This is a genomic window from Aminobacter carboxidus, assembly GCF_014863355.1.
Taxonomy (GTDB): Bacteria; Pseudomonadota; Alphaproteobacteria; order Rhizobiales; family Rhizobiaceae; genus Aminobacter; species Aminobacter carboxidus.
The window spans coordinates 220,186-236,331 of record NZ_JACZEP010000005.1 but is presented as its reverse complement, the minus strand read 5'-3'; the positions used below and the strand labels follow the sequence as shown (position 1 = coordinate 236,331).

15 protein-coding genes are annotated in these 16,146 nt (G+C 62.4%); 6 read left to right on the top strand and 9 right to left on the bottom strand.

The genetic code is table 11. The features are described 5' to 3' along the window. Positions 1–19: 19 nt before the first annotated feature. Complete coding sequence (locus tag IHE39_RS17640; RefSeq protein WP_192567394.1) at positions 20–745, top strand: GntR family transcriptional regulator; 726 nt, start codon at positions 20–22, stop codon at positions 743–745. Positions 746–1,017: 272 nt separating this feature from the next. On the opposite strand, the gene IHE39_RS17635 is transcribed toward IHE39_RS17640, so the two are convergent. After that, positions 1,018–1,821, bottom strand: coding sequence for a LuxR C-terminal-related transcriptional regulator (locus tag IHE39_RS17635; protein WP_192567393.1), 804 nt, complete (start codon positions 1,819–1,821; stop codon positions 1,018–1,020). Positions 1,822–1,982: 161 nt separating this feature from the next. Beyond that, entirely contained in the window at positions 1,983–3,206 is a 1,224-nt protein-coding gene (locus tag IHE39_RS17630; RefSeq protein WP_210322434.1) for an acyl-CoA dehydrogenase family protein, read from the bottom strand. Positions 3,207–3,223: 17 nt separating this feature from the next. Here IHE39_RS17630 and msuE point away from each other — a divergent pair, with 17 nt between their 5' ends. From msuE to IHE39_RS17610, 4 genes are all read left to right on the top strand, one after another. Further along, a complete protein-coding gene (gene msuE / locus IHE39_RS17625; protein WP_312880915.1) occupies positions 3,224–3,973 on the top strand; it encodes an FMN reductase in 750 nt (249 codons plus the stop codon). Between the two features lie 18 nt (positions 3,974–3,991). After that, entirely contained in the window at positions 3,992–4,792 is an 801-nt protein-coding gene (locus IHE39_RS17620) for an alpha/beta fold hydrolase (protein WP_184771714.1), read from the top strand. A 45-nt stretch (positions 4,793–4,837) separates the two neighbouring features. Beyond that, a complete protein-coding gene (locus IHE39_RS17615; RefSeq protein WP_184771716.1) occupies positions 4,838–5,281 on the top strand; it encodes a cupin domain-containing protein in 444 nt (147 codons plus the stop codon). A 195-nt stretch (positions 5,282–5,476) separates the two neighbouring features. Further along, positions 5,477–6,691 carry an MFS transporter gene (locus tag IHE39_RS17610; RefSeq protein WP_246485534.1) on the top strand — a complete coding sequence of 405 codons (1,215 nt, stop codon included), beginning with the start codon at positions 5,477–5,479 and terminating at the stop codon, positions 6,689–6,691. A gap of 128 nt (positions 6,692–6,819) precedes the next feature. On the opposite strand, the gene IHE39_RS17605 is transcribed toward IHE39_RS17610, so the two are convergent. The 6 genes from IHE39_RS17605 to IHE39_RS17580 all read right to left on the bottom strand — a co-directional run bounded on the left by IHE39_RS17605 (position 6,820) and on the right by IHE39_RS17580 (position 12,590). Further along, positions 6,820–7,605: an inositol monophosphatase family protein gene (locus IHE39_RS17605; protein WP_184771720.1), complete on the bottom strand. Its 786-nt coding sequence runs from the start codon at positions 7,603–7,605 to the stop codon at positions 6,820–6,822. Further along, positions 7,602–8,624 (bottom strand): TIM barrel protein, encoded by a 1,023-nt coding sequence (locus tag IHE39_RS17600; RefSeq protein WP_246485548.1) that lies wholly within the window; start codon positions 8,622–8,624, stop codon positions 7,602–7,604. Before IHE39_RS17600 ends, IHE39_RS17605 begins: the two co-directional genes overlap by 4 nt. 50 nt (positions 8,625–8,674) lie before the next feature. After that, positions 8,675–9,733: an ABC transporter ATP-binding protein gene (locus tag IHE39_RS17595; RefSeq protein ID WP_192567390.1), complete on the bottom strand. Its 1,059-nt coding sequence runs from the start codon at positions 9,731–9,733 to the stop codon at positions 8,675–8,677. A 2-nt stretch (positions 9,734–9,735) separates the two neighbouring features. Next, entirely contained in the window at positions 9,736–10,524 is a 789-nt protein-coding gene (locus IHE39_RS17590; protein WP_192567389.1) for an ABC transporter permease, read from the bottom strand. Beyond that, a complete protein-coding gene (locus tag IHE39_RS17585) occupies positions 10,521–11,405 on the bottom strand; it encodes an ABC transporter permease (protein WP_192567388.1) in 885 nt (294 codons plus the stop codon). Before IHE39_RS17585 ends, IHE39_RS17590 begins: the two co-directional genes overlap by 4 nt. 66 nt (positions 11,406–11,471) lie before the next feature. Further along, positions 11,472–12,590 (bottom strand): ABC transporter substrate-binding protein, encoded by a 1,119-nt coding sequence (locus tag IHE39_RS17580; RefSeq protein ID WP_192567387.1) that lies wholly within the window; start codon positions 12,588–12,590, stop codon positions 11,472–11,474. Between the two features lie 224 nt (positions 12,591–12,814). On the opposite strand from IHE39_RS17580, the gene pdxR reads away from it, so the two are divergent. Further along, positions 12,815–14,284, top strand: coding sequence for a MocR-like pyridoxine biosynthesis transcription factor PdxR (gene pdxR / locus IHE39_RS17575; protein ID WP_192567386.1), 1,470 nt, complete (start codon positions 12,815–12,817; stop codon positions 14,282–14,284). 171 nt (positions 14,285–14,455) lie between these two features. Here the strand turns inward: pdxR and betA are convergent, their stop codons facing one another. Further along, positions 14,456–16,141, bottom strand: a complete 1,686-nt coding sequence (gene betA, locus IHE39_RS17570) for a choline dehydrogenase (protein ID WP_192567385.1) — start codon at positions 16,139–16,141, stop codon at positions 14,456–14,458. Positions 16,142–16,146: the final 5 nt, after the last annotated feature.

The following is a 16,146-nucleotide window of genomic DNA, read 5'->3' as shown; positions in this document are numbered from 1 at the left end:
AGGTGGGTGGAGCACTTCGTTGGACCAATTCAAGAAAGGGCCTTCATTGGCAGAGTTTAAGCCAATTATCGTTTACAACCAGCGGCTCGCAGACGAGGTCCACCGCCAAATCCTGCTGGCGATAACTGGCGGGATCATCGCGCCCTCCGATAGGATCGTCCAAGAGAAGCTCGCCGCCGAGTTCCAGATTAGCCGCACCCCGGTGCGCGAGGCGCTGTTGCGGCTGGAACAAGAGGGTGTGCTGGTAACTGCTGGTCGCGGCGGTTTTGCGCTACGGTTGATTTCCGACGAGGATGCGCGCGAGATCTATTCCGCCCGGCAGTCGATCGAGGGCTACAGCGCGCGTCTCTTGGCGGAGGCCAAGGACGAGGCTGCCTTTGAAAGGATTGCCGAGGTTATCCGGACGGAAGAGGCGCGCCAAGTTACCACCGCTGCCGAATATTATGAGGCCAACAAGGCCATCCACCGAACCTTTGTCTCGCAAACCGGAAACCGCTACCTGCTCGAGATGTTCGACCTGATGTGGAACCGAAGCATCTCTTTCCATGTGTTCGCCTCGACCATGAGTGGCAGCGCCTTGGCAGAATCGCTTCGTGCGCATCTTGACCTGCTGGATGCTGTGCACAGCGGCGACGGCGACGTGGCGGCCCGGGCAATGCGCGAGCATATTGCCCAGGGACTCGACCTGCAGCTGAACGCGATGCGGGCAGCCGGGCGCAACGGCAAGACGCAACGGCAGGCATAAGGCGGCGAGTCCTCCGACACCTGGCGTTGATGGACAAGGACGGTCTGCGGATCATTCCATGTCGCAAGCTCTTGGTGAATGTGGGCAATGATGTCCGAGCGCTGCTGGCGGTTTCGCCCGCATGTCTGATCGCCTCCGACGGAGGCCAGCATCATCTACATCGGCTATCGGTGCCGACCCCACTTGCGGACACCGCATCCTCAAATCCAGACCGTATTCGAATGTGGCCGACGCTTGCGGTGTTGTTGCTGCTTACCGTCTGGATGGTGGGTTTAGTGCGTCGTCAGCAGTAGCTGGACCAGCTCAGTTCTGTTGTGGGCGTGAAGTCGCTGGCAGAGTTTGCCGACATGATCCTTGACCGTATATGCGGAAATCCCCAGCGCCCGCGCGATCTGTTTGTTGGACTGGCCGCGGCAGAGCAAAAGCGCCACTTCGCGCGATCGCGCCGGCAACTGGTTTAAGGCATATGCCCCGCCGATCGTCCGCTCATGGCGCGACGCAACGCTGGACTGCGCTATCCAGCCGATCGGCGCACCGCGGAGCCGGCCAGTCTCCACCATGGTGGCAAGGGCGAGCGAACCGGCCCGGCAGAGAATATCCATGCTATCGACTGCCTCAGCGCGATAGGGTCCCGTCTCACCGCCGTTGGCGGTGTAGACGACGCCAACCACGCGACCCTCTACCAGAAGCGGCCCGGCCATGCAGTGCTTGAAGCCCCAGCGCCTCAGCAACTGAAAATTATTGCAGTGCTGCCAGCCAGACGAACCGACCACCGTCGACCCGTCGACAGGCCGGCCTTTCTCGAAAATATAAGCGAGCAGCGGGTCGTATTTGTCGAATTCATCGCTGTACTCCCGGATGAAGCCCTCAGGCGCCTGCTTGCTGTAGACAAGGCTCGGCTTGTGATCATCCAACAGGTAAAGCCCAACCGTGGGCGATCCCATAAGCTTGCCGATTTCGCGGTGACATGACTCGCCAAGAGCCTCGAGTGAGCGGCTTTCAGCAACGGCCAGCACGGCTTGGCCGACTTCTCCCGTCGAATAGTTCGATCGTCCAGCCGATGTCCCCGACATCATTTTTTCCTCCTCAGCCCTGCTGCTCATTTTTCGAGCTTGTCAGGAACGTGTGGCAAGGCTCCGCGCGGTGCGCGAGCGTTTCTGCCGAGGCGGGAGTTTCAAGCAACCTCGGCAAAAATCAAGCTGACTGCGGCGGCGAAGACTGCCGTTTGCGCGACTATCTAGCCATCCACACCAAAGACTCCCCATTTTGCGTCGGCTTTGACCGCGCCGAGATAGACGCGTCCGCATTCCTGTACGATTTCGTCAGCCATCAGGATGTGCTGGGTACCCGAATGGATATCGCGATAGAAACGCTGCATGGTTCCGTTGTGAAGTGACGCGCCGCGCGCCGCACGGTGGGCGAAGGTGCCGACATCGGAGATGACGTCATGGACATGACGCATCGCAAGCTTCACATCGGCGATCTGCTCGACAGAAGCGTTGCGGCCGGCATCGAAGGTTTCGGCCATGCTCGCCCAGGCCTGATAGGCAAAGGCACGTGCCGAACGGAAGCGCGCCTCAGCCCGGGCGAACTCATATTTGAAGGTCGCGCTCTCATTCATCTTGCCAAACGCGTCGACGCGAACCTTAGCCAGTTTGGCAAGTTCGTCGAGCATGCGCCGCCCGACGCCAAGCGCCCATGTCGTGTGACCCCAGGCCGTGTAGCCAACCAGCCCGAGACTACCCTGCAGGCCGCCTCGCTTGGCATTACCGTCGTTGAAGCCATAACAGAGGTGCTTGGGCACAAAGAGCTCGTCGGCATCCTTGAGCGTGTAGTCAAAACTGCCTGTGGCGCGCAGACCGAGCACATCCCAATTGCCTTTCAGCTCGATGGTCTCGCGCGGGTGATGGGTGATGACGATTTCCGGCTGACCATTGGCTTGCTTGACCATGGTCTTGCCGTCCGCCTCGGTAACGAAACAGCCAGAATGGATCCAGGCGGCGTGATGAATGCCGCTGCCATAGGCCCAGTTGCCGCGGATCATGTAGCCGCCTTCGACCGGCCGCGCATAGCCTCGCGGCACACCGTTTCCGGCAACCATGACATCGGGACCCTCGGCGAAAATATCGGCTGCGCCCTTCTCTGAGACAAACAGCGACATCACACCGCCGACAGCGTTGTTCACGATCACGCACCAGCCGGCAGAACCATGCGCCCATGCCACGCGTTCGCCGAGCCGCATCGCGTCGACGTGAGAAAGTTCAGCACCGCCAACCTCCTTCGGCATCATCATGCTGAAGAGACCTGCATCACGCAAAAGCATGTATGTCGCATCGGATAGCCTGTTCAGCTGTTCGCTCTCTTCCGCAGCCGCCTCGATCGCTGGCAGGATGTTTTCGACATGGGCGGCCATCTCGGCCAGCGACGGATTTCCGGTTTTCTTGAACTCGACGACTGACATGTTCACAGGCTCCACCCTTGTTGGTCTGCGCCTTGCCGGTCGTGCCAGGCGCTTTCTCGCTGCACTGTTCCAACCGGGCGTTGCGTCAGCAACCCCCTCAACTGGGGGGCTTGCCCAAGCAGCTTACCGTTCGGAAACTGAGCGCTTATGGGAGTTGGCGAACCGCCGAACAGGTCGATGAAGACCTGGTGGTTCCATACGGGAGTGAGATCTGGATGACCGGTGTCAAAGTCATCGGCTTCTGCGGCAACGCGCAGAGGCCGTCGAAAACACGTGCGCTTGTCGAAGCCGTTTCCGAAAAAATCCGCCAGCGCCATGGCTTTTCCGTCGAGATATTCGACCTGGTGGACGCCGGAGAAGGGTTGGCCGCCTGTTCACCGGCCGGATTGAACAAACAGGCCCGATCGATTGTGGAGGCGATCGAAAACGCCGACGCGCTGATCGTCGGCAGCCCGGTCTACAAGGGTTCTTATGCCGGGATGTTCAAGCATGTGTTTGACCTTGTCCATCCGTCAGCGCTGATCAACCGACCCGTGCTTCTGACCGCAACGGGCGGCGGCATGCGCCATTCCCTCGTCGTTGAACATCAGCTTCGACCGCTTTTCGGGTTTTTCGAAGCCTGCACCATCCCGACAGCGATCTATGCCAGCGAAACCGACTTCACCGATGGCGTTCCAAGCAATCCCATCGTGCTCAAGCGCATTATCGACGCGGTCGACCAGTTTGCCGGCCTCGCCGGGCGGCCATGCTGTGTCGCCGCCGAATAAACAGGGAGTTTTCAGATCATGACACTGCAACCCGGACCCTTTCCGGCCTTGGAAGGTTTTGAGCGCGCCGAGTACGAGATCCGCGGCATTCGCACCATCGTGCACAGTATCGGCGAGGGCTTTCCTCTGGTCTTCCTGCATGGCGCAGGTACGTTTACCGGCTTCGAATTCGCCCGCACGCTGGCTACGGGCGCGAAAGTCATTATTCCCTATCATCCAGGGTTCGGTGACTCGGCAGACGACGATCGCATCACCTCAATCGACGACTATGTGCTGCATTATGCCGATCTGATTGACCGGCTCGGGCTTGAAGCGTTCGACCTTGCCGGCTTCTCGCTTGGCGGTTGGATCGCAGCCGAGTATGCGGCTCGGCAAAGCAGCCGTCTGCGTCGGCTGGCACTGATTTCACCGGCGGGTCTGGTCGTGCGCGAACACCCCGCGCCCGACCTGTCCACCGTCAGCCCGCCAGAACTTCCCGGCTATTTGACCCATGACCCGCGCGTCGCGCTGGGATATTTTCCAACGACCCAAGACCCTACATTCGGCGCGTCGCTTGGGCGCGAGATGGCGGCGCTCGGTCGCCTGCTTGCCATCGAACCGCAAGGTAATCCGAAACTGGGTGCCTGGCTTCATCGCATTGCTGCTCCCACCTTGCTGCTTTGGGGCAGCGAGGACCGAATGCGGCCGGCTGCGCAGGCAGACGCCTGGCTGAAGTCCATCCCCGTTTCCCGTCTAGAGCTGGTCCCAGGCGCCGGGCATCTCCTGTTCGAGGAAGCGCCCCAGGCGACCACCCTGCTCCGCGATTTTCTCGACGCCTGACGGCACCCTTAACGACGAACACCAACTCACAAGGACAACTACATCATGATTGTAATGCAGGCCGGTGTGACAAAAAGCGACGAAGCCTATGACGGCACCGTCTGGAGTATTCTTGGCCAGACATACACTCTGAAACAACAATCGGATGCCTCCATGGCGTGGCACGCGATCCTGCCCCCAGGCACCTTTGTTCCCCCTCACATGCACCCGACCCAGGACGAGTTTGTCTCGGTCTTCGAGGGCCGCCTCGACCTCTGGCTCGACGGCAAGGAAGTGATTGCAACCGCAGGCGACCTGATCCGCATGCCGATGGGAGAGCCGCACGGCATCTTCAACAAGTCTTCCGGCACTGTGCGCTGCCTGTTCTGGGTCTCGCCGACGCGGGTCCTGCGCGGACTGTTCGACCGCATCCACAATGTCGGCGATCCGGCTGAAGTCGTGCGTATCGCAGCCGAACACGAGGTCAATTTCCTGCCGCCGCAGTCCTGACGGCGACACATCTTTCCGCCTGTCTCAGTCGCCGCAGGCGGAACCCCCGCGGAAATGGGCCGCAGCTCGAACGAAGCTGCAAAAATAGGCGACCACACTCACGCAAAAACCAGGTTTTCCAACGGGGGACGGACGATGAACTGGGACACAATTACCGAAAACGACCGGTCGCGCATCCGGCGATGGCAAATCGGCATGCTTGCACTCGCCTTGGTGTGCGAGGTCTTTCTTGCGGCGGATTGGTATGCCTTCGCAGCAGTCATTCCATTCATCTCCGAAACCCTGCAACTCGACCCGGCCGAAGCCGGTTTCGCGCAGGGTATCTTCGCGTTGACCTACGGCATCGGCATGGTCGTGTGGTCGCATTTCAGCCGGCACATGACGGCGCGCATGATGCTTTTGATCGGACTTGCCGGCACCGGCCTGGGCATGGTCCTGCAGATCTATGTGCAGAGTTATGGCCAGCTGGTCGCGTTACGTCTGTTGATTGGTTTCTTCGACGCGGCGATCTTTCTCGGCAACATGAAGCTGGTCATAGGCTGGTTTCCGCAGTCTCGACGCGGCAGCATCATCGGCCTCATCCTGGCGGCATACAGCCTGGCGATCACGCTTGATTTCGCGCTTGGAATTCCGCTGACCATGGCCTTTGGCTGGCGTACATTCTTCGCTGTTCTGGCCGGCGGGACGTTGATCGTCGCTCTCATCAACTGCCTCTTCGCCCGCAATGGGCCGGCCGAGATAGGCATCAACGGTTTTGCCTGGGAGCCGCCGCTGCCGCGTGGCGCATCGATCCCGATCAGCGTCATCTTCCGCTCGAAGTGGATCATCGTTGGGGGTCTGGGCATCGCTGCCTGCACTTTCGCCATTGCCGGAACGGCGACCTGGGTCGTGCCGGCCTTCATCGCCGTGCAGAACATGCCAGTCGAAAGCGCTGCTGTTATCGGCACGCTAATGGGGCTGTCGCAGGTGGTGTTCCTGGTCGTCGGCGGTTACGCAGCCGACCGCGTAGGCAAGGTCTTCATGATCAAATTCGGCACCGCGATGGCGCTGATGATCGCCTTCGCCTTCACCGCTGCGGCAATCTATCCGATGTCGTTTGGCTGGCTGCTGGTTCTGGCTGGCCTGAGCGGCATCGCGGTACTTGGTGGCGGCGCCATCTTCGCCCTGCTCACCGAGAAATACGCCGACGAACTGGCGACCGTAGCAGTTGGTTATGCGGAAGTCCTCGGCGTGGCGGCGAGTTTCGTTTCTCCGTGGATGATGGGCCTGGTGATCAGGGCTTCGGGCGGCTCGTTTTTTGAAGCCTTCATGGCCTTCGCTATGGTCGAAGCGGTCTTCGTGGTGATCCTGCTTTTCTTGGCTCGGGAAAAAATTGCCCGCCCAGGCGTGATGGCGGTCACTATCAACTAGGAGGATCGGGAGGTTCGCTGTCTGCCGGACCTCCCGGCGATGCACAGCACCGCATCATCTTGCAAAACGCGCTGTCCTTCTGTCTTCAGGCCGCCGAGCCCTCGGTCATCTTTGGCAGAGTTTTGTTCCTATGGCGCTGATGCGGGACGCAGAGCTTTCAGTGCGGCCCGATGGATTTGCTCGTTTGCCGCCATAAGCACGGTGTCGTAGCGCGACGCATCACCGAGCTGCCGTCCATCCCAGTCGGTCACGGTGCCCCCCGCAGCCTGCACGATGGGCATTTGCGGAAGGATATCGTAGTCGAAGACGTTGCTTTCGATGAGAAGATCGATCCCGCCAAGTGCCAGGAGCCCGGCGGCGTAGCAGTCGTGCGAAAAGCGAGTGAAGCAGACCTTTGCCGCCAGCGCGGAGAACCGGTCATGGCGAGATCGGTCGAACTGTTCGAGCGCCGATGTGTAGAGGATCGCTTCGTCGAGCGCTGTCGTGCCGCTGGTGTGGATCGGCTCCCCGTTCAGGGTAGCTATCTCGCCGGTACCGAACCAGCGTTCCCTCGTGATCGGCTGGTTGATCAGTCCGAGCACCGGCTTGCCTCGGTGGAGAAGCGCGATCTGGGTGCCGAAGGCAAGTGAGCCGGAAACGAAGGATTTGGTGCCGTCGATGGGGTCGAGCACCCAGATCCATTCGGCGTCGGTTCGGCAGGCACCGAATTCCTCACCCCTTATGCCATGGTCGGGAAACTGCGCCTCGATCATCTGCCGCATCGTGGCTTCCGCGTCCCGGTCAGCAACGGTGACGGGGCTGGCGTCGGCCTTGGTGTCGATGGCAAGGCGTTTTCGGAAATGGGGGCGGATCACGTCGGCGGCTGCATCGGCCATCGCATGGGCTAGTGCCAGATAGGCAGGCTCGTGGGTCATCCTTGCGTCCTTTCGGCTTCGGTAGCTATGGCGTCGAGCAAGGCCCGAATGGTTTCGACCTGCCTGCAGGCGGCAACGGCTTCCTGCTGGAGGCGCACCGTCAGATCGCCGGAGCCGATCTGCGTGAAACTGGCGGATCGGGCAGCGATGAAGGGGTCGGCCTCCTCCGAGGGAAAGCGCAAGGCGGGTGCGAAATAGCCCTCCTCCTCCTCCAGCCCGAAAGCCAGTACCTGCGGCCGCTCCTCGCCCAGAAGCAGCAATTCAACAAACATCGCATGCATCGGCAGATGGCCCTTGCCGGACTGGCATGCGACATGCGCCCAGCCGCCGCGGTCCGGCTGGACGAGACAATCCTTGACGTGGACCTCACTCACAAAGGGCGCCTGTACCGCGAGCGCGGGCAGCGGCAGCTCATAAGCGTTGACCATGTTGCCGAAATCGAACAGCAGGCTGAGGCGCGGGTTGGTGACCGCCTTCAGGATACGGACCAGTTCCTCGGATTTGAGATCCTCGTGCTGTTCGAGTGTGAAACGTAGGCGCCCGTCGGGATCGAACGCCGCCAGCTGCCGCAGATCGGCGATCGTGCGGTCGATGATCTCGGAAACGCGCCCTTCGTAACGCGGATAGCAGCGCAGCGAGGTTGCGCCGGTGGCGAGCGCGATGCGCACCGCGTCCGCGAGGCCTGTCACTCCCGTCGTGCTTGTCTCGACATGCAGCTCCAGCCCGAGACCCTTCATCGCCGCGCCATAGGCGTGTAACGCCTCTTCGGACATACGGCTCAGGCTTGCTTGCTCGCCATCCTCGACGTGGATCTTGAGACCGGACAGGTTTTGCGCCCTGGCGAATTCGGCCACGCGCAACGGCGACATTCCGCCAAAGCGCATGTTGAGGTGGAAGGCGTAGGCATGGGCAAACAGCGGCGCGCTGCGCGCCCGCTGCGCCAGCCCAATGCGGAGGGGAGCGGCCAGCGTGGCAATTCTTGCCCGCCAATCGGGGACTGCCAAGGCAGCCCAGGACATCTCGGTCAATCGGCCGGCTCCTTCGCTGGATGTCGGTTCGGGTGAAAGGGTCAGGCAGCGAGAACCAAAAGGTCGCGATGGGACACGCTGACCTCGACCGGCGTGCCTAACAAGGGCGGCGGCCGGTCGGGCTGGTTGAACGTGTCGAGCGAGAGAAGGCCCCCTTCGACTGCGACGCGGATGCGGATCACCGAGCCGAGGAAATGTACGTCGGCGATCCGGCCGGCAAGCACGACATGGTCTCCATCGCTGCGCCCCAGCGTGACGATCTCAGGACGGGCAGCCAGGGAGATGCGTTCGCCGGAGCGACCGAGCAGCGGCCGGTTCAGTGAAACGGGCACGTCGCCAAGCAGCACCTTGCCGGCGGCAGCGTCCACGACGTTGGCGTCGAGCAGGTTCAAGGAACCGACGAACTGCGCGACGAAGCGTGTGGTCGGCCGATTGTATATCTCGAACGGCGTGCCGACCTGGTCGGCGATGCCCTGGTGCATGACCACCACCCGATCCGACATGGAGAGTGCCTCTTCCTGATCGTGGGTCACAAAGATCGTGGTGATACCGAGGTCGCGTTGGATGCGGCGGATTTCCTCACGCAGGCTGATGCGGATTTTGGCGTCGAGCGCCGACAGCGGCTCGTCGAGCAGCAGCACCTGTGGCCGAGGCGCGAGCGCGCGGGCCAGCGCCACGCGTTGCTGCTGACCGCCGGACAGCTGGAAAGGATAGCGGCCGCCGAGCTGCGGCAGGCCGATCAGCTCGAGCATCTCGCCGACACGGCTGCGGGTCGCGGCCTTGCCCTCGCCCGCCACCTTGAGGCCGAAACCGATGTTTTCTTCCACCGTCAGGTTGGGGAAGAGCGCATAGGCCTGGAACACCATGCCGATGTTGCGGCGGTTGGCGGGCAGGCCGGTTATGTTCCGTCCCTCGATGCAGATGGCACCGGATGTCGGCGTCTCGAAGCCGGCGACCATGCGCAGCACCGTCGTCTTGCCGCAGCCGGAGGGGCCGAGGAAGGAGACGAATTCGCCCTTTTCGACGCCGAGATTGAAATCCTTGACGACACGCATAGCGCCGAAGGCCTTTTCCAGATGCTGGATGTCGAGGAAGGCCATGATCAACGCCTCACGATGGAGAATATGGAAAAGCGGGTGAAAAGCTGGATCAGCCCCATGCATGCCCAGGTGATGGCAAACGCGATGACGGCAAGTGCGGAGGGTTCGTAGGCCCGGTTGCCGCCCATCCAGACCATGTAGGGGCCGAAGGAATTGACGTTAAGCAGCGCAGCGAAGACGTATTCGCCGATGACGATCGCAAAGGTCAGGAAAGCCCCTGACAGTACCGAGACGAAGACGTTCGGCAGGATGACGACGGTCAGAATGCGCGCCCAGCCGGCCCCGAGCGACTGTGCCGCCTCGGTAAGGCTGGCGATGTCGATGGTGCGCAGGCCGGTATCCACCGAGCGGTACATGTAGGGCAACGACAGCACCACATAGCCAAATAGCAGCAGGATGTTTGTGCCCCACCAGCTTCCCGTCAGCGGCAGGATGGAAGAGGTGTTGTAGATGCGGATATAGCCGAAGACGATGACGATGGGCGGGATGACCAGCGGCAGCAGCGTGATAAACTCGATGATCGGCCGGAGGCCGGGAAAACGCAGCCGCACGAAATAGGCGGTCGGCACGACGATCAGGATGCCGAGGACGATGGTCAGCAGAGCCAGGACGACCGAATAGCCGAAGGTCTGCTGGAACCGCGGATCGGCAAGTACGACGCGGTACGCCTCGAAGGAATAGGCGCCGCGCTGCATGCGCATCGAGAAATCGAACATGCCCACGAGCGGAAGCAGAAAATAGAGTCCGCCGAACGTTACGGCGAGCCAGGACCAGAAGCGCTTTCCCGTCATTTGACCCACCGTTCGGCGCGCATGCGCAGGAGGATGTAGATGCCGTTGGCAATGGCGGTGAGCATGATCATGGCGAAGGCAATGGCGTAGCCGAGATGTGGATCGTTCAGAACATCGCCGCGGATCTGCGCGAAGAGCACGATGGGCGCGATGGAAAGCGACGAGCCGGTGAGCGCAATGGCGGTCGCGACGGCCCCAAAGGCATTGGCGAAGAGCAGCGCCAGCGTGCCGAGCAGTGACGGCCACAGCACCGGCAGCGCCACCAGGCGCCAGTATTGAAAACCGCTGGCCCCGAGGCTTTCGGCCGCCTCGCGCCATTCGCGCCTGAGCCCATCGAGCGCTGGCGTGATGATCAGGACCATCAGCGGGATCTGGAAATAGAGATAGGTCAGCGCGAGGCCAAGGAACGAGACGATGCTGAAGCCGGAGCCGTACAGGTTGATGCCGAACCATTGGCGCAGCAGCATGGTCACGAAGCCCAGACGGCCAAGCGTGGCGATGAAGGCGAAGGCGAGCGGCACGCCGGCGAAGTTGGAAGCAACACCGGAAAAGGTGAGGATGGCGTTGCGCAACGGGCGCGGCAGGCCACCGAGCGTGATGGCTGCGGCGATGAGGAAGCCGAAGAGACAGCCGAGCACCGCCGTCAGCAGGCTGAGTTCGATCGAGATCCAGAAGGCCGACTGGATGGAGGGCGAGAAAAGCTTGCCAAGATTTTGCAGCGTCGCCTGACCTTGCGCATTGCGGAAGGCGCCGACGACGATGTTGAGCGTTGGCAAGATAAGGAACAAAAGGGCGAAGAGGAAAAAGGGAGCGACCCCGAACCAGCTGATGATCTGCCGTGGCCGCAAGGTGGCTGGCAGGGATAATGCGCTTGTGTTCATCGGATTGTTCCTCAAGGCGCTGCGGCCGGAGGCTCCGCCAAAGAGAGCCTCCGTTCCGAACGCGGCCTATTTCACGTTGGCGCCGACTATCTTGTCCCAGCCTTCGACGATGGCGGTCTTGTTGGCGTCGAGCGCCTCGACAGTCGGGAAGATCGCCTTTTCATAGGCTTCGGCCGGCGGCAGCTTGTCGAGCAGGACCTGCGGGAACTTGCCGGCCTTCAGCATGGCGTTGAAACGCGCCGGATGGCAGTAGCCCTTCAGCCAGCCGGTCTGGCCCTCGTCGGAATAGAGATATTCCATCCAGAGCTTTGCGGCATTCGGATGCGGCGCATAGGCCGAGATCGCCTGCACATAGACGCCGGCCACCACGCCGCTCGTCGGCACGACCACCTCCATCGGCGGGTTGCCGTTGAGCGCGTCGCGCCAGGCCAAAAGGTTGTAATCCCAGGCGGCGACGATCGGCGTCTGGCCCTGGGCGATGGTGCCGGCCTTGCCCAGCACTGGCACGAAATTGCCGGCCTTGTTCAGTTCGGCGAAGAGTTCCAGCCCCTTGGTACCGGAGTCCGTGCCAGGTTCGGCGCCACGCGAAATACCGGCCGACATCAGCGCAAGGATCGCCTGTGCCGAGGAACGAGGATCACCAGTAAGCGCCACCGCGCCAGAATACTCGGGCTTGGAAAGGTCCGACCACTCGGCCGGCGCGGTCGAAAGCAGGTCCTTGTTCACGCCAAAGGCCATGACGCCGTAGTAGTCGCCGTACCAATAGCCGTTGGCGTCCTTGATGTTGTCAGGGATTTCGTCCCAGGTCGCCACCTTGTAGGGCTGGAGCAAGCCTTCCTTAGCCGCGGTCGGCGCGAAAGCGAGACCGAGGTCGACGACGTCGGGGGCCTGCGAACCCGTATTGCCCTTGTTGGCGCGGATCGCCTCCAGCTCGTCGGCCGTTCCCGCGTCAGGGTTCAGCTCGTTGACCTCGATGCCGGTGTACTTGGCCTTGAAGTTGGCGATGACCTCACCGTAATTGCACCAGTCATGCGGCAGCGCGATGACCGTCAGCATGCCTTCCTTGGTAGCGGCATCCACGAGGTCCTGCGACGGCTCGGCGCTCGCCAGGCCCGGCAAGGCGACGACAAGGGCAAGCGTCGAGACGAATGCGCGGCTGGCCGCGCTAGATACGAAGCGGTTCATGGAATCCTCCTGTTGGCCGTCTTCGACGGCGCGTGGGCAATGGCTGCTTTGGTCCTTGCATCCGGTCGTCGGCTTCTCCGCCCGGCCCGGTTCCCCTTGCACCTGTCTGCGTCCTGGGGCTGCATCGGTGCTTTTTCGTGTAGGGACAGCATGTAACAATTGGACAACAATCAAACGTCCATTATCGTGCATATAACTGTACCAATTTTTCTGGAGGCACGCCCTTGGCCAAGCAGTTCGAAGGCCCAATCCTGCCCTTCCTCCGCCTCGACGCAGCAGCGGCGCTGCCGAAATTCCGCCAGGTCCAGGACCAGTTGCGCATGGCGATCCTGCGCGGCCATCTCAGGGCGGGCACACGCCTGCCGGCAAGCCGTATCCTCGCGCAGGAGCTTGGCCTGTCGCGCCAGACACTGGTGCGGGTCCTGGAGAACCTGAAGGCGGAGGGCTTCCTCGAGGCGCGTCAGGGCGCAGGCACCTTCGTTTCCGCGGCCCTGCCCCCTCAATCGCCGAAACCGCGCTTCGCGCCGGCCGAAGGTGATGCGCCGCCACGGCTGTCGCGGATCGGCGCCCTGTCGCGCAGCGTCTCGGCCGATATCGGCCAGATGGAACAGAAGCCTTTCTTGCCCAACCAGCCGGCACTCGACCGGTTTCCCTTCGCCGTCTGGCGCAAATGCTGGAATGCGGTGACGCGCGGCGGCAGGGCCGCGATGGGCTATGGCGATGTCGCGGGCGAATTGATGCTGCGCCAGAGGATCGCTGAATATCTCGCCCTGCACCGGCGCGACTCCTGCGATCCGGAACAGATCGTCATCACGCCTGGCGGACATGCCGCTTTCACGCTCGCAGCCTTGGCGCTTGCCGATCCCGGCGACGGCATCTGGTTCGAGGATCCCGGCCCCGTCACCACAAGCAACTTGTTCCGCACGCTCGGGCTGCGTCTGTGCCCCGTGGAAGTCGATTCCGACGGCATGGATGTGGCTGGCGCCATGGCGCGCCATCCCGATGCGCGGCTTGCCTTCGTCATGCCCTCGCGCCACCACCCGCTCGGCGTGACGCTCTCACTGCCGCGCCGGCTTGCCCTCCTCGAATGGGCGCGGGTGAACGATACCTGGATCATCGAGGACGATTACGACAGCGAATTCCGTTACGACGGAGCACCCCTGCCCTCCATGCGCTCGGTCGACAGCCATGGCCGGGTCATCTATGCGGGCAGCTTCAGCAAGGCGCTGTATCCGGGTATCCGCGTCGGCTATCTCGTGCTGCCGCCGCAGCTCGTCGGCGCCTTCCGCAATCTTTCTGCCCTGATCCATCGCAGCGTGCCGGTGGAAACCCAACTCGCCCTTGCCGAATTCATCGGCGGCGGCCATTTCGCCAGCCACCTCAGGCGCATGCGCAGCCTCTATGCCGAACGCCGCGAGACATTCCAGCAAGCCGGACGGATAGCTCTTGGCGGGCTTGCGCGCGTCGATTGCTCCGAAAGCGGGCTCAACGCGCTCGCCTGGCTCGAAGACGGCCGCGACGACCGGACAGCGCATCGCGCCGCGCTCGATGCCGGGCTGCAATGCTATCCCCTATCCGACTATGCGATCGTCACACCCCGCCCCGGCGCACTTATCCTCGGCTATGCCGGCGTGCCCACGGAGCGGATGACGCCCTATCTCGGCCGTCTCGCGGAAGCACTCTCCCGGCAGTGAGGCCGGTCCTGCGACTTTTCCGGGAGGCCAGCTGACCGGCCAGCAAGGCGGATTCGCAATTTGCGGAAAAGGGCTTCGATGAAGAGCGCCCAATCATGCGGCTCCTCGGGATCTTCGTGATCCCGGCGCGCGATGACGTAGCCCATGCCGCGCAACATCATCTGCCTCTCCCTATTGGCGCATTGCGCGCACCGGCGTGCCGCTGCGCTGCGTGACGCCGACGCCCGGTGCCATGCCGACCTCGGCATTGGAGGCAGCCAGCAGCGGCTTGCCGCGCACGATGTCGGAGGCGCGCTCGGCCAGCATGATCGTCGGCGCGTTGAGATTGGCATTCGGCTCGGTCGGGAAGACGGAACTGTCGATGACCCGCAATCCCTCGATGCCGTGCACCTTGAGCTCGCTGTCCACCACCGCCATGGCATCCTCGCCCATGCGGCAGGAGCCACACGGGTGGTAGGTGCTTTCCATTGTCTCGCGCACCCACGCGTCGATCTCGTCATCGCTGCGCACGTTGGCGCCGGGCGCGATCTCCTCGCCGCGAAAGCGGTCAAAAGCGGGCTGGGCGATGATCTCGCGGGTCAGCCGCAGACAGCGGCGGAAACCCTCGCGATCCTCCTCGCGATCGAGGTAGTTGAAGAGGATGTCCGGCTGCTCATGCGCTTCAGGCGAACGCAGCCGCACATAGCCCCGGCTCTTCGGCTTGTTCGGCCCGGTCAGTACCATGAAGCCGTGGCCTTCGAGCGGCTTCTTGCCATCGTAGCGCATGGCAGCCGGCAGGAAATGGAACTGGATGTCCGGCCATGCGAGCGAGGCATCCGAGCGGATGAAACCGCCGCTCTCGAAATGGTTGGAGACCGAAAGTCCTTTCTTGAACAGCAGCCATTCCGCGCCGATCAGGGCACGGCTCAACAGGCCCATCTTGCCGTTCAGCGTGATCGGTTCCTTGCAGGCGTACTGGATGTAGACCTCGGAATGGTCCTGCAGGTTTTCGCCCACACCCGGCAGGTCGTGCAGCACCGCGACACCGGCCTCGCGCAGCACCGAAGCCGGGCCGATGCCGGAGCGTTGCAGCAGATGCGGCGAGCCGATCGGGCCGGAGGAGATCAGCACCTCGCGCCTGGCCTTTGCTACGATGCGCTCCCCGCCCAGTTCGTATTCGATGCCTGTGGCACGCTTGCCCTCCAAAAGCACGCGTCGCGTCATGGCATGGGTGACAACTGTGAGATTCGGCCGGCTCATCGCGGGCTTGAGGTAGGCATTGGCCGTCGACCAGCGCACGCCGTCCTTGACGGTCATGTGCATGGGACCAAACCCCTCCTGCATATGTCCGTTCGGGTCCTCGGTGGTGATGTAACCCGCCTCTCCCCCGGCATCGACAAAGGCCCGGTAGAGCGGGTTCTTCATCTTGTTGCCGGCGTTGGTGGCAAGCGGGCCGGAGGCGCCGCGATAGCTGTCGCCCCCGTCCTGCCAGCTTTCGGCGCGCTGGAAATAGGGCAGGCAATTGGCGTAGCGCCAGCCGCGTGCGCCCCGCTCCTCCCATTCGTCGAAATCGCTGGCGTGGCCGCGCATGTAGACGAGCCCGTTGATCGAGGACGAGCCGCCGATGACTTTTCCACGCGGGCAATGCACCCGGCGACCGTCCAGGCCGGGTTCCGGCAAGGTCATGTATTTCCAGTTGTACTTGGCACCATTCATCGGAATGGACAGCGCCGTCGGCATCTGGATGAAGATCGACTTGTCGCTGCCGCCATATTCGACAACCAGGACCTTCGTATCAGGGTCTTCGGAGAGCCGGTTGGCAAGCACGCAGCCCGCCGATCCGGCGCCGATGATGATGTAGTCGTAGCTGTCGGTCATGACGG